Source organism: Biostraticola tofi, from assembly GCF_004343195.1.
GTDB lineage: Bacteria > Pseudomonadota > Gammaproteobacteria > Enterobacterales > Enterobacteriaceae > Biostraticola > Biostraticola tofi.
Genome location: NZ_SMCR01000009.1, coordinates 66,437 through 85,034, shown reverse-complemented (window position 1 = coordinate 85,034; position 18,598 = coordinate 66,437). Strand labels below are relative to the sequence as shown.

Sequence of the window (18,598 nt, the reverse complement as noted above, 5' to 3'; positions counted from 1 at the left end):
CTGGCTTAGCGCCCTGCCACCTGCAGGTTGTCGATTAACACTGAACCGCTGGTCAGTGCGCCCTGGGTAAAGCGGTCAGCTCCGACAGCAACAATCTGGTTGAACATCTGCTTCAGGTTGCCGGCTATGGTTACGCCATCGACCGCATGGCATAGCTTGCCGTTTTCTACCCAGAATCCCTGCAGGCTGCGTGAATAATCACCGTTTATCAATCGAGCGCCTCCACCAGTGAAACGCGTTACCAGCAGGCCGGTGTCCAGTTTTTTCAACATGGCGGCAAAATCATCGCCTGCTTTGGTTTGGCTGCTGTGCAGGGAAAGATTGCCTGGGCCCCAGCCGCTGCCGGTAGGCACCATGCCAAGGCGTCTGGCGGCGTAGGCCGAGAGGAAAAAAGCGGCCAAGTTCCCCTGGTCAACGATCCGTCTGACTGAACCGGCAATGCCGTCGCCATCAAATGATCGGCTGGCAAGGCCCTGTGGCACAAAAGGGTCTTCTTCGATGCTGATGTGGCTGCTGAACACACGCTGGCCTAACTGGTCGGCGAGAAAACTGTTCCGGTGATACAGCGCCGCGCCGCTGGTGGCCTGCACCAGATGCTCAAGCAATGTGAGGGCGCAGCCGGGATCAAACAGCACCGGACAACGCCTGCCGCCGTTCAGCGGGGCGATATCAAGCGCCGCCAGCGCCCGGCTCCCGGCCTGCAGACCAATGGTTTCGGGTGTCATCAGTGATGTCGCACGATGGGAATGCGAGCTCCAGAACGCCAGTTGGCTGCGGCCGTCCTTGGTGGCCAGCGCTTTGGCGCTCAAAAGGTGTTCGGTTTGCCGGTCGCCCTGGGCAAACCCACGGCTGTTCATTAAAAACCAGCTGGATTGCCCGGAACGGACCCAGGCGCCGTCGCTCTCGACATTACTGCCCGCCTGGTTCATGCCCGTTTCGATACGCTGGGCCAGATGGATGGCGCGAGCTTCATCTACATCCCACGGATGCCACAAATCAAGCTCTTGCGGTGCCTGGCAAAGGAATTCAACCGCTGCCAGGCCGGTAAACTGATCTTCGCCGGTATAGCTGGCAATACGGCAGGCGGCCTGTACCGTTTCCCGCAAGCGCGCCGGCGAGAAATCGGTGGAGCGGGCAGTGCCCTGATGATCGCCGCGGTAAACGGTAAGCGACATACTTGACTGGGCATCGCGGGTGCGCGACCGTACCCGGCCCTGACGCATTTCTATCAGCAGCCCATTACTTTGGGAAAAGTCCACCTGGGCATCGGTAGCCCCTTCATCCCTGGCAAGTGAAATGACGCTGCTGGCCAGTGCAGCCAACTGCGGCTGGCTGTACGCGAACGTATCGGTCATAGCTTCCTCCTTTAAAGACGCACAGGTTAAAAATCCGGGGCATCGGCCAGCAGACGATTGAGGGTCTGCTGCCACTGCGCGCTTCGCGGCCGGGCAAGTTGCTCAATGCTTTGATGAAAAGCGTGTTCTTTTTCAATGAATTCCGGATTCAGCGACTGCCATTCCTCTCTGAGTCGGGAGATTTCATCCTGGGTAAGTTTACCGTTCGGACTCAACCGTTCTTGTTCCATGAACCAGGCCAGACGGGCATCAGGCGTGGCCCGGTCCTCATCACTCCAGCCAGACTGAATTTCCAGCAGTTGGAACTCGGCCCAATTGATGTTGAGTGCGATAGTGCTCCATTTGCTGTCATCGGTGGTGGCGGGGGGAGGGGACAATTGCTCCAGCATGGCGGCGATATTTTTTTCCAGTTGGCGTCCGGACTGCTGCAGGTTTTGCCCCAGCAACGAAACCTGCTGTCCGATGTCTGACCAGGCCTCGGCGCCGACCTCATCGCCGTTAAGCCTGGCGGTGCACAGTGCCTGCCATTGGTTCAGCAACTGTACCAGCCGTGGATCGCGCAGGTGCTGGTTCCAGGCGGTAGCGCTTGCTCCTAGCCACCACTGCATAAACCGCAGCGGCACCAGCCGAAAATCCTTGCCGGCCTGCAGGGCGGCAAACAGGGCGCTGACCTGGTCCGCCGTCAGGTAGCCGCAGCGATCTATCAAGCGGGCCAGGGCAATCGGCAGGCCGGTGATGCGTTCAAAGGCATTGGTGTCCGGCTGGTGTACCATGGCCGCGGACGTGGTGCCTTTTCCCTCTATCCAGAAACTGCCCAGCCCGATGGAGAGCCGGCCTGCTTTCGCATGGTCGGCGATTCTCTGGCCGATAAATGCCTGCAGCAGGTCATCGCCGTAAAAACTGCCCCATTCCAACGTTTCCGATTGCGCAACCCGCGGTTGTGAAACCACATCAATCTGATGGGATCCCAGCCAGCTATTCAGTTGGCCCAGTGATTGACTGCCCACCTGGCGAACCGGCTCGGCATTGTCACGGAACAGCAGCAGGGTAGGAATACCGCGCACCGCATAGCGTTCCATTACGGCGGGGTATTTTTCGACGTCTATTTTGGCCACCAGCAGTTTGCCGACGGTGTTTCTGGCCAATTTATCGATCACCGGCGCCATGGTGCGACAGGGCACGCACCATGGCGCCCAAAGATCTATCAGTACCGGAAGCCGAGCGTCGGCCAGGAACGAGTCCAGGCTGGTATCGGTTAACTCATGGGGATGATTGGCCATAATTATTCCTAGTGAAAATCACTTATCCTGCCCGGGAGCGAGGGTAAGAATATGATGATGAAATTGCTCCAGCGACTTGCGGTGGGCCACGCTGATAAGGGTGCTGTCGGGAAGCTTTTCGACCAGTGTCTGGTACAGCTGGTACTCGGTGTCTGGATCCAGGGCGCTGGTGGCTTCATCCAGAAAAATAAAATCAGGCCGGTGCAGGAACACCCGGGCCATGGCCAGCCGTTGCTGCTCACCGCCGGACAATACCTGCTGCCAGCGGCCTGACTCGGTCAGCGAGTCGGCGCGCTCCGCCAGACAGCTGTCTTCCAGCGCTTGGCGGTATTGCTGGTCGGTAAAGGATTCCGGCTCCAGAGGATAGGCCAGCGCACTTTTCAAAGTGCCGACCGGAATATAGCTTTTTTGCGGCAAAAACAGGGTTCGCACGCCTTCTGGGGCGATTATCGAGCCCTCGCCATAGGGCCATAGGCCGGCACAGGCTCGTAACAGAGTACTTTTACCGCTGCCGGATTGTCCTGTGACCACCCAGCGTTCGCCGGCATTGACCTGCCAGTGCGGTAAATGAGACAGCACCACGCCATCCGGGCGAAACAGGGTCAACCCGTCGCAGAAAAGTGCGGTTCCCTGCCGTGTCAGACTGATGCCGGCGAGTTGATCGCGCGCTTTGCTCAAGGCCCACAGCAGGTCTCTAAGCCGGTTAGCTAATGCCACCCAATTGGTAAAGCTTTGATAAGCTTGCTGAAAAAAGGCCAGGGTGCTGAGCAGGGTGCCATAGGCCATGGTTATTTGAGTCAAGCCTCCCATGGTGATTTTCCCCGACAGCAGCAACGGCAGCGCCAGCAGCATAGGCAAGGGGGAAAAAACCTGGGCGAACATGCTCTGAAACAGGCTGAGTTTGAAGGTTTTGCGCATCATCAGCAGGGTGTTATCCCTTACTCGCCCGAAGCGGGACACCAATCGTTGTCCCTCGCGATCGCCGCCGCCGAAAAAGGCAATCTGTTCGGCATTTTCCCGCATCTGCATACCGAGGAAACGGAAATCCGCCTCCACCGTTTGCCGATGCATATTGACGCCGATCAGCACCTTGCCCAGCCAGTGGGTCAGCGCCAGATGGGCAAACGAATAGAGATACACCGCAAATACCATATAACCGGGAATGGTCAGCGTCCGTTCGCCCAGGGGGATCGACAGCGCACCTGACAGCCCCCACAAAATGATGGTAAAGGTGGTCACATTAACCACCACGTAAATAATATTTGTGAAGAGGTTAATGGTGGTATCGGTGAATAGCTTTATATCCTCGGCAATACGCTGGTCGCCATTGGTGATAAGGTTATCCCGCTCTAATTGGTAATAGGCTGGATGCCGGGTCCAGTGGCTTATGAAACTTTTGGTCATCCAGGTTCGCCAGCGCAGGGTCAGATACTCGATCGCCAGTACGCTTATCAGCGGCATAATGGTGCTTACTACGCCGATGCCCAGTGTTTTTAACATCGTCATACTGATAAGCGGCCAGTCCAGCGCAACCAATGCATCAGTCAGACCGCCATGCAGTTTATTCAATGCCACATGGGCATAGGTCGTGGTGAAGTTAATCGTCAGAATCAGGCCGAGCAGAGCAAAAGCCAGCCATCTTTCTGACGATACCCAATAAGGGCGAATGAGTTGCCATATACCCGGACGATTACCGTCATTGGGCAACTGTTGGTTGTCGGCTTGGGTTTTCATCATGGCTTAGAATGAATAACTTACCGACAAACGGGCTGTACGGCCCGGTTTCACGCCGATATAACTTGCCGTGGTGGAGTAATCATAAAGATCGCGGTCGAAAATATTTTTAACGCCCAGCGTAACGGTGTATTTCGGCTGACGATAGAAAATCGAGGCATCGGTTTGCGCCCAGCCACCCATTTTGAAATAGTTGCCCGTTGAGCCATTCAGCGTTTCACTGGCCGCTTCAATGCCCACGCCGGCGCCTAATCCCTGGAAACGCCCCTCCTGCAGCTCATAGCTACTCCAGATACTGCCGGTATGTTTGGGTTGAGCAGTGATTCTGGACTTATAGCCGGTCTGATCCGAATTATCGGCATCTTTCGGCTGGGCAAAGGTATAACTGGCGCTGATATTCCAGCCCGGCAGTACCTCGCCGTTTAAATCGAAATCGAAACCCTTGGTTTCACGGCCTTCCGCACCCACGGCATCGCCGGCGATATTATAAATGACCACGTTTTTCTGCTGAATATCGAAAACGGAGGTGGTGATAGTCAGATTGTCGTCCAGCAGATTAAATTTGACGCCGGCTTCCTTTGATTTACCGGTAGAAGGGGGCATCGGTTTTTTAGTGATGGTGTTTAACGCACCGGCAGTCTGGAAGCTGTTCAGTAAATTGGCATAGACGGTGACTTCAGGGGTGATGTCATAGCTGACGCCATAGCTGGGAATCCATTTCGTTTCATCAGAGAAGCTGGTATTGGTGCGATTGCGTGGGTAGGTGGATGTTTTGGATGTCCACTCGGCGCGCTTGACGGATAATTGCAGATGGAGTTTATCCCAGATATCGATCTGGTCCTGCAGAATCAAGCCCTTTTGATCCTGAACCATTTTATAGGACTTATAGCCGGGGATCGGGATATCAGGAAATGACAGGCTGTCTGGATTATTATAGTTCCCCGTGGTGAAAATTCTGCCGCTGTATAAATCCCAACTGGTGGTGGTCAAATGCTGGTAATCATAACCGACCAGAATATTATGGGTTAACGGACCGGTATCAAATTTACCGCGAATATCGTTTTGCAGACTTATCGAGTTCAAATCCTGCTTATTGGCCAGTTCGTGGGTGGTTAAATCCCCATTAGTCGCAACGGCATAGGTTTCATGAATCCGGTAGTTCATGGTGCTGTCAAGATAAGTGGCCTTGCTGTTAAACGACCAGTTGTCGCTTAAATCCTGACCCAATTCGTAATAGACCGTTTTCGCATTGCCGGCAAAATGGTTGTCTTTATCGCCCAGCCGATAGGTTGGCAACCGCTGGACACGGTCATTGTTATACAAAGTGGCTGCCGGGCCAGAGGAGCGGGAAACATTGAATTCCGCGCCTACCGTCAGGCGGGTCGTATCGCCTTCCCATGCCAGGGCGGGAGCCACATAATCCGCACGTTTACCGTTAAAATCCGGAAAACTGTGGTCTGCATGCATGGTAGAGGCATTTAAGCGGTAGCGAAAACTTTTATCGTCATTCAGCGGACCGCCCAGATCGATAGCGGTTTTGACTTCGCCGTATTTGGCGGTTTCGAATTTCACCGTGTGCAATGGATAGGCGGTCGGGGCCTTACGCACCACATTAACCGAACCGGCAGGTGAACTGTTGCCCGCCAGCACCGCCTGCGGTCCTTTCAACACCTCTACCCGCTCGATACCGTCAATGTTGGAATAGCCGGTGGCGCTGCCATTAGCGGAGGTGCCGGGGTTGGATACGCCATTGGTGGAACCGGCGGTGACATTAAAACCACGAATATTGAGTGAATTAGGCCCGCGGTTACCGCCCTGCAATGTGACGCCGCCGGCATTGCGCAATGCATCCTCCACCGAGATCGCCTGCCGGTCTTCAATAAGCTTGCGGCTGACGACCTGCACCGATTGTGCGGTTTCCTGCAAGGCGAGAGTGGTGCGGGTGGCTGAGCTGGACAGGGAGGGGTTATAAACGCTGGCGTCCTCGCTCTTTTCAGCGCCGCCGCTGACGGTAATCGCCGGCAGGGTCTGGCCGCTGTCCCGGGCGGCCTGTAATGCTGATGTCGGCGCTTTTGGCGGGGTGGTGGTAACGGCATCAATGGTCAGGGTGCCGTTTGCGGTGGCGGTGACGGACAGCGGAGTGCCCTGCAGCTGCTGCAAGATCGCCTGTTCAAGCGTGAACCTGCCGTTAATCGGTTTAGCCTGATAAGGCGCTACCCGTTTGGGATCAAATGAAATGGTCTGCTGACTCTGACGGGCAATGGCGAGCAAGGCCTGTTCCAGTGAACCTGATGATACTGAATAGGTGCTGGTTGCCGTCGGTGCCGCACTGGCTGACTCAGGTAGCAACGCTGTGCTGGTCAGGGCTAAAGTGATATGAATGGCCAATGCCAGCCGGCCTGGTTTAAAGCGTTGCTTCCATGCGCGTTGCAGTACTGCGTTCATTGATCGGGCTCCCAGAAAAAGATAAAAGTGTCACGACGCCATATTGGGGTCAGCAGGTCATCTACGTGGTTATGTGCAACCAGCAACCAAATGTGTCACCGTCGGGTAATGACTTTTTTTCTGAAGCGGGGTCTTACGCTTTAATTTATTAAAAAACTTACTATTATTTTTTATACTCTTTCAGTAATAAATAAATATATTCAAGCGCCGAGAGATTTCACTGATACGACTGTGCCAAGGGGAGCGAAATGAACTCTCAGCCCCTTTTTGGTGCGAGACAGGGCCGATTTGTCGTAAAAATGCACTGTGTCTGCTCATCAGCTATGCCAGGTAAAAGAGACAAGCTGGCTTATACCGAAACTGGTCTTAGCAAATAAAAAAATATACTTATACTCTATGGGTATAACGTAGATATAAATATTATTGGCTCGTTTATTGCTGAACAGGCTTGAATACTCGCACCACTCTGCCCAGAACAAATAAAGTCAGGAATGAGCGGCACAATAAAGAGGGGGAACCTATCCCTTATCTGGGCCTGAGACAGGGTTTTACGATTAGATTTAGCCAGACGGATAATATGATGCCAGCTGAGTTTACCAACCGTTCAGATTTACTCACGCTTATATTTCGCAGTGATTACCGATGGCTCACTGACAAATTAAGGCGGCGCATCAGTCACGGCACTGGCGCGGAGGACATTGCCAGTGAAGCGTTCGTCAGGCTGGCGGCAATACCTGAATTACTGGACATCCGTGAACCCAGGGCCATGCTGACGACGCTGGCCCAGCGCGTGCTGTATGAAAACTGGCGCCGTCGCGATTTGGAGCAGGCCTATCTGAAAGCCTTGGCAAGCAGTCCTCAGCTTTGCCATCCTTCGCCGGAAGAGCAGGAAATGGTCATTGAGTCACTGTTGGCTATTGACCGTGCCCTGGACGGACTGTCGATCAATGCGCGCAAAGCATTTCTGTTTAATCAGCTTGATGGTATGACCTATGCCGAAATCGCGCAGGAGTTGGGTGTGTCCGCCAGCATGGTACGCAAGTATGTGGCGAAGGCGCTAACGAACTGTTACCTGGTGACAGCAGGCCCCAATGAATAATTTGTCGATAAGCAAATGATAAAATCAACTGCCTGCCGCCCTGATAGCGCGGCTCAAAAAGCCATTGAATGGATGGTACTGCTCCGTTCCGGCGAGGCTACCGAGGACGATTACCTCGAGTATGAGTGCTGGCGCTATGCCGATGCGAGACACGATGCCGCCTGCGCGAAAATCGAATCGACACTGGGCAAGATTCAAAATCTGGCGCAGATGATGCCGCAGGAGAACATGCGTCAGGCGCTGATGGCGCCCTCCAGCCGACGTAAGTTTCTGCAGAATACCTTAGGCATAGCGTCGGTTGCCGTGGTCGGCAGCCTGGCGCTGAATCAGGAATATTCGCTGCCCTATCTGCTGTCCGATGCGCATACCCAGACTGCCCAGCGCCGGCGTATTGAGCTGGACGACGGCAGCACCCTGGACATGAACGCCCGTACGGCGCTGAATATTATCCTTGATGAACGGATGCGGGATGTTGAGTTACGCACCGGCGGCGTCATTGCCAAGGTGGCAGCGGACGATCGCCCGTTTCGCATCAACACCGGCATTGGCCATATTCTTTCCAGGCAAGCTCGTTTTCATGTCCGCCAGGAGTCCGGTGGCATCCATCTGGCGGTACTGGACTCGGTGGTGAAAGTGACTGGTTTGCGGGGCAACAGCCAACTGGTCAAAGCAGGCCATGGTCTTTGGTTCAATCAGCATACGTTTTACCCGGTGGCGATTTCGCCTTATGCAGAAACCGCCTGGACCGAAGGGCGTCTAGAAGTGAGAGATGCCTCGTTGAGCTCGGTTATCGGCTCGCTTAAAAATTACAGCCAGGCGGTTATTCGCCTCGATCCTTCCATCGCCCAACTGCGCGTCAGCGGTAATTTTCCGCTGGACGATGTGCCCTATGCCCTGGATGCGCTGGCCCAGACGATGCCGATTGCGATTACCCGCACCACGGATTATTGGATCCACATCAAAGCGGCAGATGTCTGATGGCGATGGAGCGGCAATTTTTTTGCCTCCAGAGTGTCACTTTTGGTTCCTCATTGCACATACAGGATAAGTCTCCCAGAGATTGCTGGTAATACAGGTTTGCAGGCAGTCAGGATTTATCGCGAGGTAGTGGTGAAAGCACAGCAGCTGATGTTGAACGATAGGATTGAAGTACCGGCAATGGCCGCCGCCGCTATGCCTTTACCCACCGGTATCGCTGCCAAAAAAAACTACCTGTCCCGGTTAACGGTGGCGGCTGTGATAATCGCCCATCTGGCGGTTATAGCCGCTGCACTGACTCAGACTACCCAGTATCGGCCACTGGATATCATTAATCCGGCTGAGCAGACCAGTCTCCAGGTCACCATGGTCGAAGCGCCAGTGCCTGAGCCCGCTCCGCCGGAACCCCAGGTGAATGAAGCGCCGCCGGTACTGGCGGCTGAAAACAGCCAGCGGGAAGTGGTACAGAATGAAACGGTGCCCGCCACGCCTGCGCCAGAAATAAAACCGGTAACGCCAACGCCCAAACCGCTTCCCAAGCCTAAACCTAAAAAGGTTATCAAAGCCAAACCGGTGCAGGAAAATCCTCGTCCGGTGGTCGAGGCTGAACCTGCGCCGATAAAGAACGCCAGAGTAGCCGCACAAGCGGCAATCCCGGCAACCTCGCGGGGGGAAATGTTGAAAAGCGTGCCTAATGCCACACCTAAATCAGTGTCGACGGTGGGCTGTCAGGTGCCGGCACCTGACTATCCGCGCAAAGCCAAACGGCTGCGCCAACAGGGCGAGGTGCTTATCAGGCTGGTGATCAATGCCAACGGCACGCTTGGCCGCAGTGAAATAGCGCGCAGCAGCGGTTTTGACAGTCTTGATCAGGCCGCGATGGCGGCGGTGTCCGGCATCCGCTGCAATCCCTATCTGGAGAACGGCCAGGCCATTCCGGTGATGACGGTGCAGCCTATTACGTTCACATTAGCCGGCTAGCCCAGATAGGCGCCGGCAGATGAACACCCTTCAGTGAAATGACCGATAGCGTTTTTGATAATCGAGGAAGCAAAATGAATGAGTTTGGCATTGAACACGTTTGGCAGCAGGGGGACATGGTCACCCGCGGCGTTGCCCTGGTCCTGCTGGTCATGTCAGTGATGTCCTGGTCGGTCATTATTATCAAATGCATCCAGGGTGCCGGGTTGCGTAACATCGCCCAGCGCACCAAGCACCGTTTCTGGAGTGAAAAGACCCTGCCGGCAGCGATAGAATCCCTGGGCAACAGGGGGAACAATCCTTTTCGTGACCTGGCGATAGCCGGGCATGCGGCCCTGTCTCACCAGCACAATATCGAAGCCGGTATCAGCAACAATATCGATATCAGCGACTGGCTGGCGCGTGGCTTGAAAAACAGCATTGATGACAGCAGCTCTCGCCTGCAGTCCGGGCTGGGCATTCTGGCCTCGATTGGCAGTACTGCGCCTTTTGTCGGTCTGCTGGGCACGGTGTGGGGGATCTACCATGCGCTGCAGTCCATCAGTATGGTGGATCAGCCGGATCTGGCCCATGTGGCCGGCCCGGTCGGAGAGGCTCTTATCATGACGGCGTTCGGTCTGTTCGTGGCGATCCCGGCGGTGCTGGGCTACAACACCATCAACCGGCGCAACCGCGGCTTGCAGCATGCCATTGCCCGCTTTGCTCACGATTTGCATGCCTACTACCTGACCGGCTCACGGGTGACGACCGCCGATGTCACCGAACTGCGCATCAGCGAGGCATCGGTGGCCCACCGAGTGCAGCCGTTTCGTGCCGGTCAGTCAATCTAACCGCGGGTCCGGGAGCTTGTTATGAGTATGTTGGGCAGTTCGCAGTTCGAAGCCGATGAAGATCCGTTGGTCAACGATATCAATATGACGCCGTTCATTGATGTCATGCTGGTGTTATTGATTGTATTTATGATTACCCTGCCGGTTATCAATCATGCTGTTAAGGTCAATTTGCCCAAAGCGAACGCCAGCGCAGTTGATAAGCACGTTAAGGCGATAGATATTTCGATCATGGCTGACGGCAGCATTGCCTGGGATAAACAGCCGCTGGACGATATGGCGTTTAAAGGCCGGCTCGAAGAAGCGGCCAAACTGCCCCAGGCGCCTCATTTGCGTATTTATGCCGATAAGGCTACGGAATATGGTCGCGTCTCGTTTGTGATGACCAGTGCTCAAGGGGTAGGACTGTCGAAATTTGATTTCGTGGTCGATAAAACCGGTTCATAGCCTGCTGGATGCAGCTGTTGGCGGAATGGGCATCGCCTATCTGGCGACATGGCTGGCCGCTGAGCCGATTGATAACGCTAAACTCACTGTCCTTACTCTTTCCATTCCCTCGGCCGATCTGCCAATTACCGCGCTCTGGCCACGCTCGAGGGATTTAGCGCCTAAAGTCAGAGTGATTGGCGATGCATTGGTGAGCCAGTTTGTTCCGCTGACGCCCTGGGATAGACGGTTCAAAGACAATCACCCTCAATGACTGTGTTTGCGGCTGCCGAGGAATGTCTCATTCAGGTTAATATACTGATAAAATAAGGTCTTGTGCTGATTTACTTTTCCTGTCATGCAGTGAGAATTCACCCCTATGACACGGTATAAGGAAAATGTAATGCTTGGATGTTTAAAGCTCTTAGCATGCCTGCCTGGCAGTAAAGTCTCTCCAGGTGAAAGAAAGCCCTTTGTAGGCAAGACCCAGATAAGCGCTGAGGGTTACAGCGTTACCCATTCCAGTCGGCCGGATATCCGACCGGTCAAACAGGTTGAGGCCAGGGCCGCCATGAGTGCGCAGCAGTTAACGGCCGTCAGAGCGCTTTTTGATGATTTGGGTGTGACAGAAAATCTCAGTGAAGACGCGACAATCAACCCGGAAAACTGCGGCATGCCTTATTTTCCGCCCTGCCGCACAGCGAGCGATATTCACCGAAACTCGACAATGGCTATTGAATTTGTTTTCCCCTGAAAGAGGTAATGCCGCGCGCTGACGCCATTCGCCCAGCGGCTTCATCGGTTATCGGCGGCCAGGGGGTAACGCAATTGGATCTCTGGGGCACCTTCATCGATCATGGTGAACATGTTTGTGAATAGTCCTGACAATGCTTTTATCTGATGGCGGTTTACTCTGCCGCATTTGAAACGTTCAAGTCATGGCATCGAAAATCCCTTTCTGGTGCGAGTCATGTGAAAATGCCATTGTTATCTGTTTAAGCGTTACCAGCAGCTCTGCTTGCGAGTCAATCCTTGCTTGTTGGCATCCGCCAGGTTAAGGCCTTAGGTAAAAAGGACGTGTGCGCTTAGGTAACATCCTATGCGGCTACATGAACATAAAAAAGCCTGCATCACGACAGGCTTTCAGGATTTTTACCATTGCGTGCGGCGCCAAGAATGGCTACTCGATATTTTGAATCTGCTCACGCATCTGCTCAATCAATACCTTAAGCTCGATCGCCGCCGCGGTGACGCCGGCATTAATCGATTTCGACGCCAGGGTGTTCGACTCCCGGTTAAACTCCTGCATCATAAAATCAAGGCGCCGGCCGACGGCCTCTTCCTTCTTCAGGATGTTATAGGTTTCCTGCACGTGGGCATCGAGCCGGTCGAGTTCTTCAGCCACGTCAACCCGCTGGGCCAGCATCACCAACTCCTGCTCCAGGCGGTTGTTTTCCAGCTGTACTTTGGCATCTTCCAGCTTTGACTGCAGGCGCTCGCGCTGCCACAGCAGGATGTCGGGCATTTGCTGACGCACGGTGGTGACGGCGGCGCTGACGCCGGCCAGACGTTGCTCAATCATCAGCTTCAGTGCATTCCCTTCGCTTTCGCGGGCGATGATGAAGTCATCCAGGGCGGCATCCAACCCGGCCAGCAGCTCGGCGCTGATGGCATCCAGATCCTGTTCCTGTACCGACATCACGCCTGGCCAGCGCAGGATATCAACCGGATCTATTTCTCCTTCGTCGCTCTGCATCTTGACCCATTGAGCGGCTTCAACCAGCTGTTTGGCTAACGTTTCATTCAGAATAAGAGCGCTTTGCGCGTGCGGATTGATATCAAAGCGCAGGTTGCACTCGATTTTGCCGCGGGTCAGACGTTTACGGATACGATCGCGAATGGCGGGCTCCAGGCCACGGAACTGCTCCGGCGAACGAATGTAGGTTTCCAGATAACGCTGATTAACGGAGCGAAGCTCCCAGGAAGCGTTGCCCCAACTGCCCTTGATTTCACGACGGGCGAAGGCGGTCATACTGCGAATCATAAGCGTACCTGTAGTTAATGGGGTAATAAGAGTTGAGGGGGATTATATCGCCCCAGCGACGGGCATGATAGGCATAAGGCATCTAAGGCCGTATAATGCGCAGCCAATACACGAATTGCGAGCCGGAGATACCCGATATGCGCCCAGCAGGCAGAGACGTACAGCAAGTGCGGCCAGTAACCATCACCCGTCACTTTACCAAACATGCAGAGGGCTCAGTGCTTATCGCCTTTGGCGAAACCCGGGTACTTTGCACCGCTACCGTCGAAGAGGGCGTGCCGCGTTTCCTTAAAGGCCAGGGCCAGGGATGGATTACCGCCGAGTACGGTATGCTGCCCCGCGCCACCCACAGCCGTAATCCGCGTGAAGCCGCCAAAGGCAAGCAGGGTGGGCGTACCCTGGAAATCCAGCGTCTGATTGCCCGCTCATTGCGCGCGGCGGTGGATTTGACCAAGCTGGGCGAATATACCATCACTCTGGACTGTGATGTCCTGCAGGCCGATGGCGGTACTCGCACAGCATCTATCACCGGCGCCTGCGTTGCCCTGGCCGATGCGCTCAATGGTATGAAGAAAAAAGGCCAGTTGAAAGCCGATCCGTTCAAAGGCTTTGTCGCTGCGATTTCCGTGGGCATCGTCGCCGGCCAGCCGGTGTGCGATCTGGAATACGTGGAAGACGCTGCGGCTGAAACCGATATGAATGTGGTCATGATGGAAGATGGCCGCATGATTGAAGTTCAGGGAACGGCCGAAGGCGAGCCCTTCAGTCAGGAAGAACTGCTGCAACTGCTGTCTCTGGCGCGCGGCGGTATTGAAAGCCTGATTGCGGCGCAGAAAGCCGCCCTGGCTGATTAATTTCCTCCAGCGACAGCGGTATCGACAGTTGATGAAGGTTGCCTGTGTAATGCCGCCTGTTGCCAGACAGTTTTATCCAAAGCAGCCGGTTTTCCATGCTCGCCCTTCGGGCTGAACGGGGCTGCAGAAAATACGATGCATCAGTGAGGAGTGGTCTCGGTGAAAGATTATCAGCGTCAGTTTATTGAATTCGCTTTAAACAAGCAGGTACTGAAGTTCGGCGAATTTACGCTAAAATCGGGCCGCATCAGCCCCTATTTTTTCAATGCAGGCCTGTTCAATACCGGTCGCGACCTGGCGCTGCTGGGCCGTTTTTATGCGGCGGCGTTAGTGGATTCGGCTATCGATTTTGATTTGCTGTTCGGCCCTGCCTACAAAGGCATCCCTATTGCGACCACTGCCGCAGTGGCACTGGCTGACCATTATGAGCGTGATGTGCCTTACTGCTTTAATCGTAAGGAAGCCAAGACCCATGGCGAAGGCGGCAATCTGGTTGGCAGTCCGCTGCAGGGCAAAGTGATGCTGGTGGATGATGTCATTACCGCAGGCACCGCTATCCGTGAGTCTATGGACATTATCACCGCGCATCACGCCACGTTGGCCGGCGTGTTGATTTCGCTTGACCGGCAGGAAAAGGGCCGCGGCGAGATATCGGCCATTCAGGAAGTCGAGCGGGATTACCACTGTCAGGTCATCGCCATTGTTACACTGGCAGACCTGATTGATTATCTGGGAGAAAAGACCGAAATGGCGGATCATCTGGCGTCGGTTCGCGCCTATCAGCGCCAATACGGGATCTGATCGTTGCGCCTGGCGGTGCGGGCCGGGCCGCACCGCTTTTCACACGGTTCAGCGTCCCAGTTGCGCCACCAGCAGCGGCCAGCGCGTATCGAAATCCTCGGTAGGCAGGTAACGGAATTCGGTACGAACGAAACGGGAAAGCATGCCCTCGCAAAATGCCAGCAGCTGACCTGCAAGCAGGGCTTCATCATGTTCGAAGGCCTCACCCTCCCTGAGCTTGCGTTCGCGCAGGACTTGCCGTAATTGCACTTCAATGCGTTCATAAAGCTGGTTGATACGCCCCTGTAAGCGATCCTGTTCAAACATCAGCGCATGACCACTCATGATACGGGTCAGACCTGGGTTACGTTCGGCAAAACCCAGAATAAGCAGCAAAATCAGACGAAGACGATTAAGTGTTTCCTTTTCGTCCTGTAGTATCAGATTGATTCGGCTGATAAGGCTGTCTTCGATAAACTCAATCAGACTATCGAACATACGGGTTTTACTGGGGAAATGGCGATAAAGCGCCGCTTCTGAAACACCGACTGTCGCAGCCAGCTTTGCGGTGGTGATACGCTGACTGCCGTCGCTGGACTCAAGCATTTGCGCCAAGGCCTGCAGGATCTCCTCGCGGCGGTTACGTTTCGTATTCTCTTTTTCAGCCATGCTGGATAGGTCCCTGGATAATATCAATCGGTAATGGATAAACATCAGGCATCGGCCGTAACATCTGAATATGTTACGGCATTGATATTGGAAATTTTCGATGCCGGTAAGCGTGTCCTGCGTTAACGCTTACTGACGGCCGGAATGGCCGAAACCGCCTTCACCACGATCGCTTTGGTTGAAACCCTCCACGATATTGAATTCAACCTGAACTACCGGTACGAATACCAATTGCGCCATACGGTCTCCGGGCGTCAGGGTAAACACGTCATGGCCGCGATTCCAGACCGACACGTTAAGCTCTCCCTGATAATCGGAGTCAATCAGACCCACCAGATTACCCAGAACAATGCCATGCTTGTGGCCGAGACCTGAGCGCGGCAAGATAACCGCCGCCAACCCGGTATCCTCGATATGAATCGCCAGGCCGGTGGGAATCATCTGGGTTTCCCCGGGGGCAATGACTACCGGGCCATCAATACAGGCGCGTAAGTCAAGGCCGGCGGAGCCGGTGGTAGCGTAAGCCGGTAATGGGAAAAGATCACCAATACGGCGATCAATGATCTTGATGTCGATTTTTTTCTTCATAGAGGCTGACAATCTCTTCTATTAATTGTTTACCAAGCATAGATTTATCGCTCAGTGGTAACCGGCTTTCTCCATCCTGCCAGATCAGATGCAGCGCGTTGCTGTCACTGTTGAACCCTTGCCCGGGCCGGGAAACGTCATTAGCACAGATTAAATCAAGATTTTTACGAATACGCTTCTGCCGGGCGTATTCTTCCACATTCCGGGTTTCAGCCGCAAATCCGACGACATACGGACGATGCTGGGTCATGGACCCGACCCCGGCAACGATGTCAGGGTTTTTAATAAGGGTAAAGGTAATTTCATCGCCACTGCTTTTGATTTTGTCATCGGCAGGACTGCTGGCCCGATAGTCGGCCACGGCGGCGCAGCCAATGAAAATATGCTGTTGCTCGACCGACTGCATCACCGCCTGCTGCATTTCCAGCGCCGTCACCACATCAATGCGCTTTACTCCGGGCGGCGTAGGCAAATCAACCGGACCGGCCACTAGCGTAACATTACCCCCGTTGGCTGCCGCCGCCTCTGCAATGGCAAAGCCCATTTTGCCCGAGCTGTGATTACTGATAAACCTGACCGGGTCGAGGGCTTCCCGGGTCGGACCGGCGGTAATCATGATATTGAGAGGGGCCAGGGGACGGGCGGGCAAAAAATGGTCGACCACCTGGTCTACCAGCAGCAGGGGATCCAGCATTCTGCCGGGCCCCACATCGCCGCAGGCCTGGCTGCCGCTTTCCGGACCCCATATCAGCATGCCGCGCGCCACCAGGGTGTGCAGGTTGGCCTGGGTAGCCGCCGCCCGGTACATCTGCTGGTTCATGGCGGGAGCGATGGCGATCGGGGCGGCGGTCGCCAGGCAGACGGTCGTCAGCAGGTCATTGGCCATCCCTGCCGCCAGGCGCGCCATCAAATCAGCGCTGGCGGGCGCCAGCAGCACCAGGTCGGCCCATTTGCCGAGTTCAATGTGACCCATGGCGGCTTCAGCCGCCGGATCCAGCAAATCATCGGCAACCGGATAACCGGACACCGCCTGCAGCGTCAGCGGCGTAATAAAGGCTTTGGCCGCCGGGGTCATCACCACCCTGACCTCAGCGCCCCGATCGCGCAGGCGTCGTACCAGCTCAGGGGTTTTATAGGCGGCAATACCTCCGCTTACGCCAATTACAATATGTTTGCCAGCCAGTCCCGCCATCTCGATTGCCCATGTAAAAACGATATTGCCGTTATTTTACCATAACCCTCAGGCCAATCGTCACTGGTCTGTTTCATTGATCCCAAAGGCGGGTTGCTAAGCGCGTTCAGATTAAGGGGATTGCCCGTCGCGGCGGCGAGGTCACAGTGGCAAGATAGGAAAAAAACAGCACGGAGGCTGCATGGATACGACTATTAAAACACTCTGGCCAACGCATTTAAGGCCTCGGGAAAAGCTCATCGAAGAAGGGCCATCATCGTTGACGGATACCGAACTACTGGCGATTTTCCTGCGCACCGGGTTGCCAGGCCTGCACGTTATGCAACTGGCGGAAAATCTGCTGAGTCATTTCGGATCGCTGCATAAGCTGATTTCGGCAGAACGTAACATACTCTGCGATACCAAGGGGCTGGGGGTTGCAACCTACGCCCAGCTCCAGGCGGTAGGAGAGATGGCCCACCGTTATTACTGTTCCCGCCTGATGCGTGAAAATGTAATGACCAGCCCGATTATGGCCCGCAATTATCTTCAGTTGCTGCTCGCCCGTCGCGAGCGGGAAATTTTTATCGTACTGTTTCTGGATAATCGGCATCACCTCATCTGCCATCGGGAGCTTTTTCAGGGCACGGTGAACAGCGTGGAGGTCCATCCGCGTGAAATACTGCGCGAGGCGCTTAAAGTCAATGCAGCGGCAGTTATTTTGGCGCACAATCACCCGTCTGGAAATGCTGAGCCCAGTCGCGCTGACCGCGAAGTGACCGAACGAGTAGTAAAAGCATGCCTTTATCTAGATATCCGGGTACTCGATCATCTGGTCATCGGTGCGGGAGATTGCGTTTCTTTTGCCGAAAGAGGGTGGTTGTGAGCATGTTTTATGCGATCCGGCGGGATCTTTAGTTGTGCGGGACTTGAGCACTTGCGCCTCAAGGCGTATACTACGCCACCTTTGAGAATCTTGGGTGTGGCGTTGAGAGCCTATCTCAGCAGAGTCAAATCTGTTGGTAGCTCTCCTCAGTGAATATGCTGAGATAGGCTCTAAAGCCTGACGAGGCGGCCAACACCCTGTTTACGAAGCTCGAGCTGATTTGATTTTTGGAGAATAGACATGTCCCGAGTCTGCCAAGTTACTGGCAAGCGCCCGGTGAGCGGCAACAACCGCTCCCACGCAATGAATGCGACCAAACGCCGTTTTCTGCCTAACCTGCACTCTCACCGTTTTTGGGTTGAGAGCGAAAAACGCTTTGTCACGCTGCGCGTATCTGCTAAAGGTATGCGTGTTATCGATAAGAAGGGCATCGAAACGGTCTTGGCCGATCTGCGTGTCCGCGGTGAGAAGTATTAAG

At 54.7% G+C, this 18,598-nt stretch carries 19 protein-coding genes; 11 read left to right on the top strand and 8 right to left on the bottom strand.

What is annotated here, in order from left to right; translation table 11 throughout:
- Positions 1-5: 5 nt before the first annotated feature.
- The 4 genes from EDC52_RS16185 to EDC52_RS16170 are packed head-to-tail and all read right to left on the bottom strand — an operon-like array spanning position 6 to position 6,814.
- Positions 6-1,355 (bottom strand): TldD/PmbA family protein, encoded by a 1,350-nt coding sequence (locus EDC52_RS16185; protein WP_131866724.1) that lies wholly within the window; start codon positions 1,353-1,355, stop codon positions 6-8.
- 26 nt (positions 1,356-1,381) lie between these two features.
- Entirely contained in the window at positions 1,382-2,635 is a 1,254-nt protein-coding gene (locus tag EDC52_RS16180) for a thioredoxin family protein (RefSeq protein WP_131866722.1), read from the bottom strand.
- A gap of 18 nt (positions 2,636-2,653) precedes the next feature.
- Positions 2,654-4,372 carry an ABC transporter ATP-binding protein/permease gene (locus EDC52_RS16175; protein ID WP_230468074.1) on the bottom strand — a complete coding sequence of 573 codons (1,719 nt, stop codon included), beginning with the start codon at positions 4,370-4,372 and terminating at the stop codon, positions 2,654-2,656.
- Positions 4,373-4,375: 3 nt separating this feature from the next.
- Positions 4,376-6,814 (bottom strand): TonB-dependent siderophore receptor, encoded by a 2,439-nt coding sequence (locus EDC52_RS16170; RefSeq protein ID WP_131866720.1) that lies wholly within the window; start codon positions 6,812-6,814, stop codon positions 4,376-4,378.
- A gap of 580 nt (positions 6,815-7,394) precedes the next feature.
- On the opposite strand from EDC52_RS16170, the gene EDC52_RS16165 reads away from it, so the two are divergent.
- From EDC52_RS16165 to EDC52_RS19895, 7 genes are all read left to right on the top strand, one after another.
- A complete protein-coding gene (locus EDC52_RS16165) occupies positions 7,395-7,913 on the top strand; it encodes a sigma-70 family RNA polymerase sigma factor (protein WP_131866819.1) in 519 nt (172 codons plus the stop codon).
- 15 nt (positions 7,914-7,928) lie between these two features.
- Positions 7,929-8,891 carry a FecR family protein gene (locus EDC52_RS16160; protein WP_407924227.1) on the top strand — a complete coding sequence of 321 codons (963 nt, stop codon included), beginning with the start codon at positions 7,929-7,931 and terminating at the stop codon, positions 8,889-8,891.
- Positions 8,892-9,041: 150 nt separating this feature from the next.
- Positions 9,042-9,872: an energy transducer TonB gene (locus EDC52_RS16155; protein ID WP_230468072.1), complete on the top strand. Its 831-nt coding sequence runs from the start codon at positions 9,042-9,044 to the stop codon at positions 9,870-9,872.
- A gap of 74 nt (positions 9,873-9,946) precedes the next feature.
- Entirely contained in the window at positions 9,947-10,702 is a 756-nt protein-coding gene (locus EDC52_RS16150) for a MotA/TolQ/ExbB proton channel family protein (protein WP_131866718.1), read from the top strand.
- Positions 10,703-10,723: 21 nt separating this feature from the next.
- A complete protein-coding gene (locus EDC52_RS16145; protein ID WP_131866716.1) occupies positions 10,724-11,149 on the top strand; it encodes an ExbD/TolR family protein in 426 nt (141 codons plus the stop codon).
- Positions 11,118-11,402, top strand: coding sequence for a LysR substrate-binding domain-containing protein (locus EDC52_RS16140; protein WP_230468071.1), 285 nt, complete (start codon positions 11,118-11,120; stop codon positions 11,400-11,402). Before EDC52_RS16145 ends, EDC52_RS16140 begins: the two co-directional genes overlap by 32 nt.
- Positions 11,403-11,531: 129 nt before the next feature.
- On the top strand, positions 11,532-11,882 hold the full coding sequence (locus EDC52_RS19895; RefSeq protein WP_165911739.1) for a hypothetical protein: 351 nt from the start codon (positions 11,532-11,534) through the stop codon (positions 11,880-11,882).
- A 426-nt stretch (positions 11,883-12,308) separates the two neighbouring features.
- Here EDC52_RS19895 and EDC52_RS16130 read toward each other — a convergent pair whose 3' ends face one another.
- The gene (locus tag EDC52_RS16130) at positions 12,309-13,172 is read right to left on the bottom strand and encodes a YicC/YloC family endoribonuclease (protein ID WP_131866712.1); all 864 of its coding nucleotides are present in this window, start codon (positions 13,170-13,172) and stop codon (positions 12,309-12,311) included.
- Positions 13,173-13,309: 137 nt separating this feature from the next.
- Here EDC52_RS16130 and rph point away from each other — a divergent pair, with 137 nt between their 5' ends.
- Positions 13,310-14,026 (top strand): ribonuclease PH, encoded by a 717-nt coding sequence (rph, locus tag EDC52_RS16125; protein ID WP_131866710.1) that lies wholly within the window; start codon positions 13,310-13,312, stop codon positions 14,024-14,026.
- A gap of 159 nt (positions 14,027-14,185) precedes the next feature.
- A complete protein-coding gene (pyrE, locus tag EDC52_RS16120) occupies positions 14,186-14,827 on the top strand; it encodes an orotate phosphoribosyltransferase (RefSeq protein ID WP_131866708.1) in 642 nt (213 codons plus the stop codon).
- A gap of 48 nt (positions 14,828-14,875) precedes the next feature.
- Here pyrE and slmA read toward each other — a convergent pair whose 3' ends face one another.
- The 3 genes from slmA to coaBC form a co-directional block, all read right to left on the bottom strand.
- Positions 14,876-15,475 carry a nucleoid occlusion factor SlmA gene (gene slmA, locus EDC52_RS16115; protein WP_131866706.1) on the bottom strand — a complete coding sequence of 200 codons (600 nt, stop codon included), beginning with the start codon at positions 15,473-15,475 and terminating at the stop codon, positions 14,876-14,878.
- Between the two features lie 129 nt (positions 15,476-15,604).
- Complete coding sequence (dut, locus tag EDC52_RS16110) at positions 15,605-16,063, bottom strand: dUTP diphosphatase (protein ID WP_131866704.1); 459 nt, start codon at positions 16,061-16,063, stop codon at positions 15,605-15,607.
- Positions 16,032-17,255: a bifunctional phosphopantothenoylcysteine decarboxylase/phosphopantothenate--cysteine ligase CoaBC gene (gene coaBC / locus EDC52_RS16105; RefSeq protein ID WP_131866702.1), complete on the bottom strand. Its 1,224-nt coding sequence runs from the start codon at positions 17,253-17,255 to the stop codon at positions 16,032-16,034. The genes dut and coaBC overlap by 32 nt, the downstream gene beginning before the upstream one ends.
- Before the next feature lie 181 nt (positions 17,256-17,436).
- Here coaBC and radC point away from each other — a divergent pair, with 181 nt between their 5' ends.
- On the top strand, positions 17,437-18,120 hold the full coding sequence (gene radC, locus EDC52_RS16100; RefSeq protein WP_131866700.1) for a RadC family protein: 684 nt from the start codon (positions 17,437-17,439) through the stop codon (positions 18,118-18,120).
- Positions 18,121-18,360: 240 nt separating this feature from the next.
- Positions 18,361-18,597 (top strand): 50S ribosomal protein L28, encoded by a 237-nt coding sequence (rpmB, locus tag EDC52_RS16090; RefSeq protein WP_025424096.1) that lies wholly within the window; start codon positions 18,361-18,363, stop codon positions 18,595-18,597.
- Position 18,598: the final 1 nt, after the last annotated feature.

What these genes read in the sequence shown, in the direction of transcription:
- EDC52_RS16155 (WP_230468072.1), top strand. Translation starts at nt 9,042, where the DNA reads ATGTTGAACGATAGGATTGAAGTACCGGCAATGGCCGCCGCCGCTATG.
- EDC52_RS19895 (WP_165911739.1), top strand. Translation starts at nt 11,532, where the DNA reads ATGCTTGGATGTTTAAAGCTCTTAGCATGCCTGCCTGGCAGTAAAGTC.
- EDC52_RS16150 (WP_131866718.1), top strand. Translation starts at nt 9,947, where the DNA reads ATGAATGAGTTTGGCATTGAACACGTTTGGCAGCAGGGGGACATGGTC.
- EDC52_RS16145 (WP_131866716.1), top strand. Translation starts at nt 10,724, where the DNA reads ATGAGTATGTTGGGCAGTTCGCAGTTCGAAGCCGATGAAGATCCGTTG.
- EDC52_RS16175 (WP_230468074.1), bottom strand. Translation starts at nt 4,372, where the DNA reads ATGATGAAAACCCAAGCCGACAACCAACAGTTGCCCAATGACGGTAAT.
- EDC52_RS16170 (WP_131866720.1), bottom strand. Translation starts at nt 6,814, where the DNA reads ATGAACGCAGTACTGCAACGCGCATGGAAGCAACGCTTTAAACCAGGC.
- EDC52_RS16185 (WP_131866724.1), bottom strand. Translation starts at nt 1,355, where the DNA reads ATGACCGATACGTTCGCGTACAGCCAGCCGCAGTTGGCTGCACTGGCC.
- radC (WP_131866700.1), top strand. Translation starts at nt 17,437, where the DNA reads ATGGATACGACTATTAAAACACTCTGGCCAACGCATTTAAGGCCTCGG.
- EDC52_RS16180 (WP_131866722.1), bottom strand. Translation starts at nt 2,635, where the DNA reads ATGGCCAATCATCCCCATGAGTTAACCGATACCAGCCTGGACTCGTTC.
- EDC52_RS16160 (WP_407924227.1), top strand. Translation starts at nt 7,929, where the DNA reads ATGATAAAATCAACTGCCTGCCGCCCTGATAGCGCGGCTCAAAAAGCC.
- rpmB (WP_025424096.1), top strand. Translation starts at nt 18,361, where the DNA reads ATGTCCCGAGTCTGCCAAGTTACTGGCAAGCGCCCGGTGAGCGGCAAC.
- rph (WP_131866710.1), top strand. Translation starts at nt 13,310, where the DNA reads ATGCGCCCAGCAGGCAGAGACGTACAGCAAGTGCGGCCAGTAACCATC.
- EDC52_RS16130 (WP_131866712.1), bottom strand. Translation starts at nt 13,172, where the DNA reads ATGATTCGCAGTATGACCGCCTTCGCCCGTCGTGAAATCAAGGGCAGT.
- dut (WP_131866704.1), bottom strand. Translation starts at nt 16,063, where the DNA reads ATGAAGAAAAAAATCGACATCAAGATCATTGATCGCCGTATTGGTGAT.
- slmA (WP_131866706.1), bottom strand. Translation starts at nt 15,475, where the DNA reads ATGGCTGAAAAAGAGAATACGAAACGTAACCGCCGCGAGGAGATCCTG.
- EDC52_RS16165 (WP_131866819.1), top strand. Translation starts at nt 7,395, where the DNA reads ATGCCAGCTGAGTTTACCAACCGTTCAGATTTACTCACGCTTATATTT.
- coaBC (WP_131866702.1), bottom strand. Translation starts at nt 17,255, where the DNA reads ATGGCGGGACTGGCTGGCAAACATATTGTAATTGGCGTAAGCGGAGGT.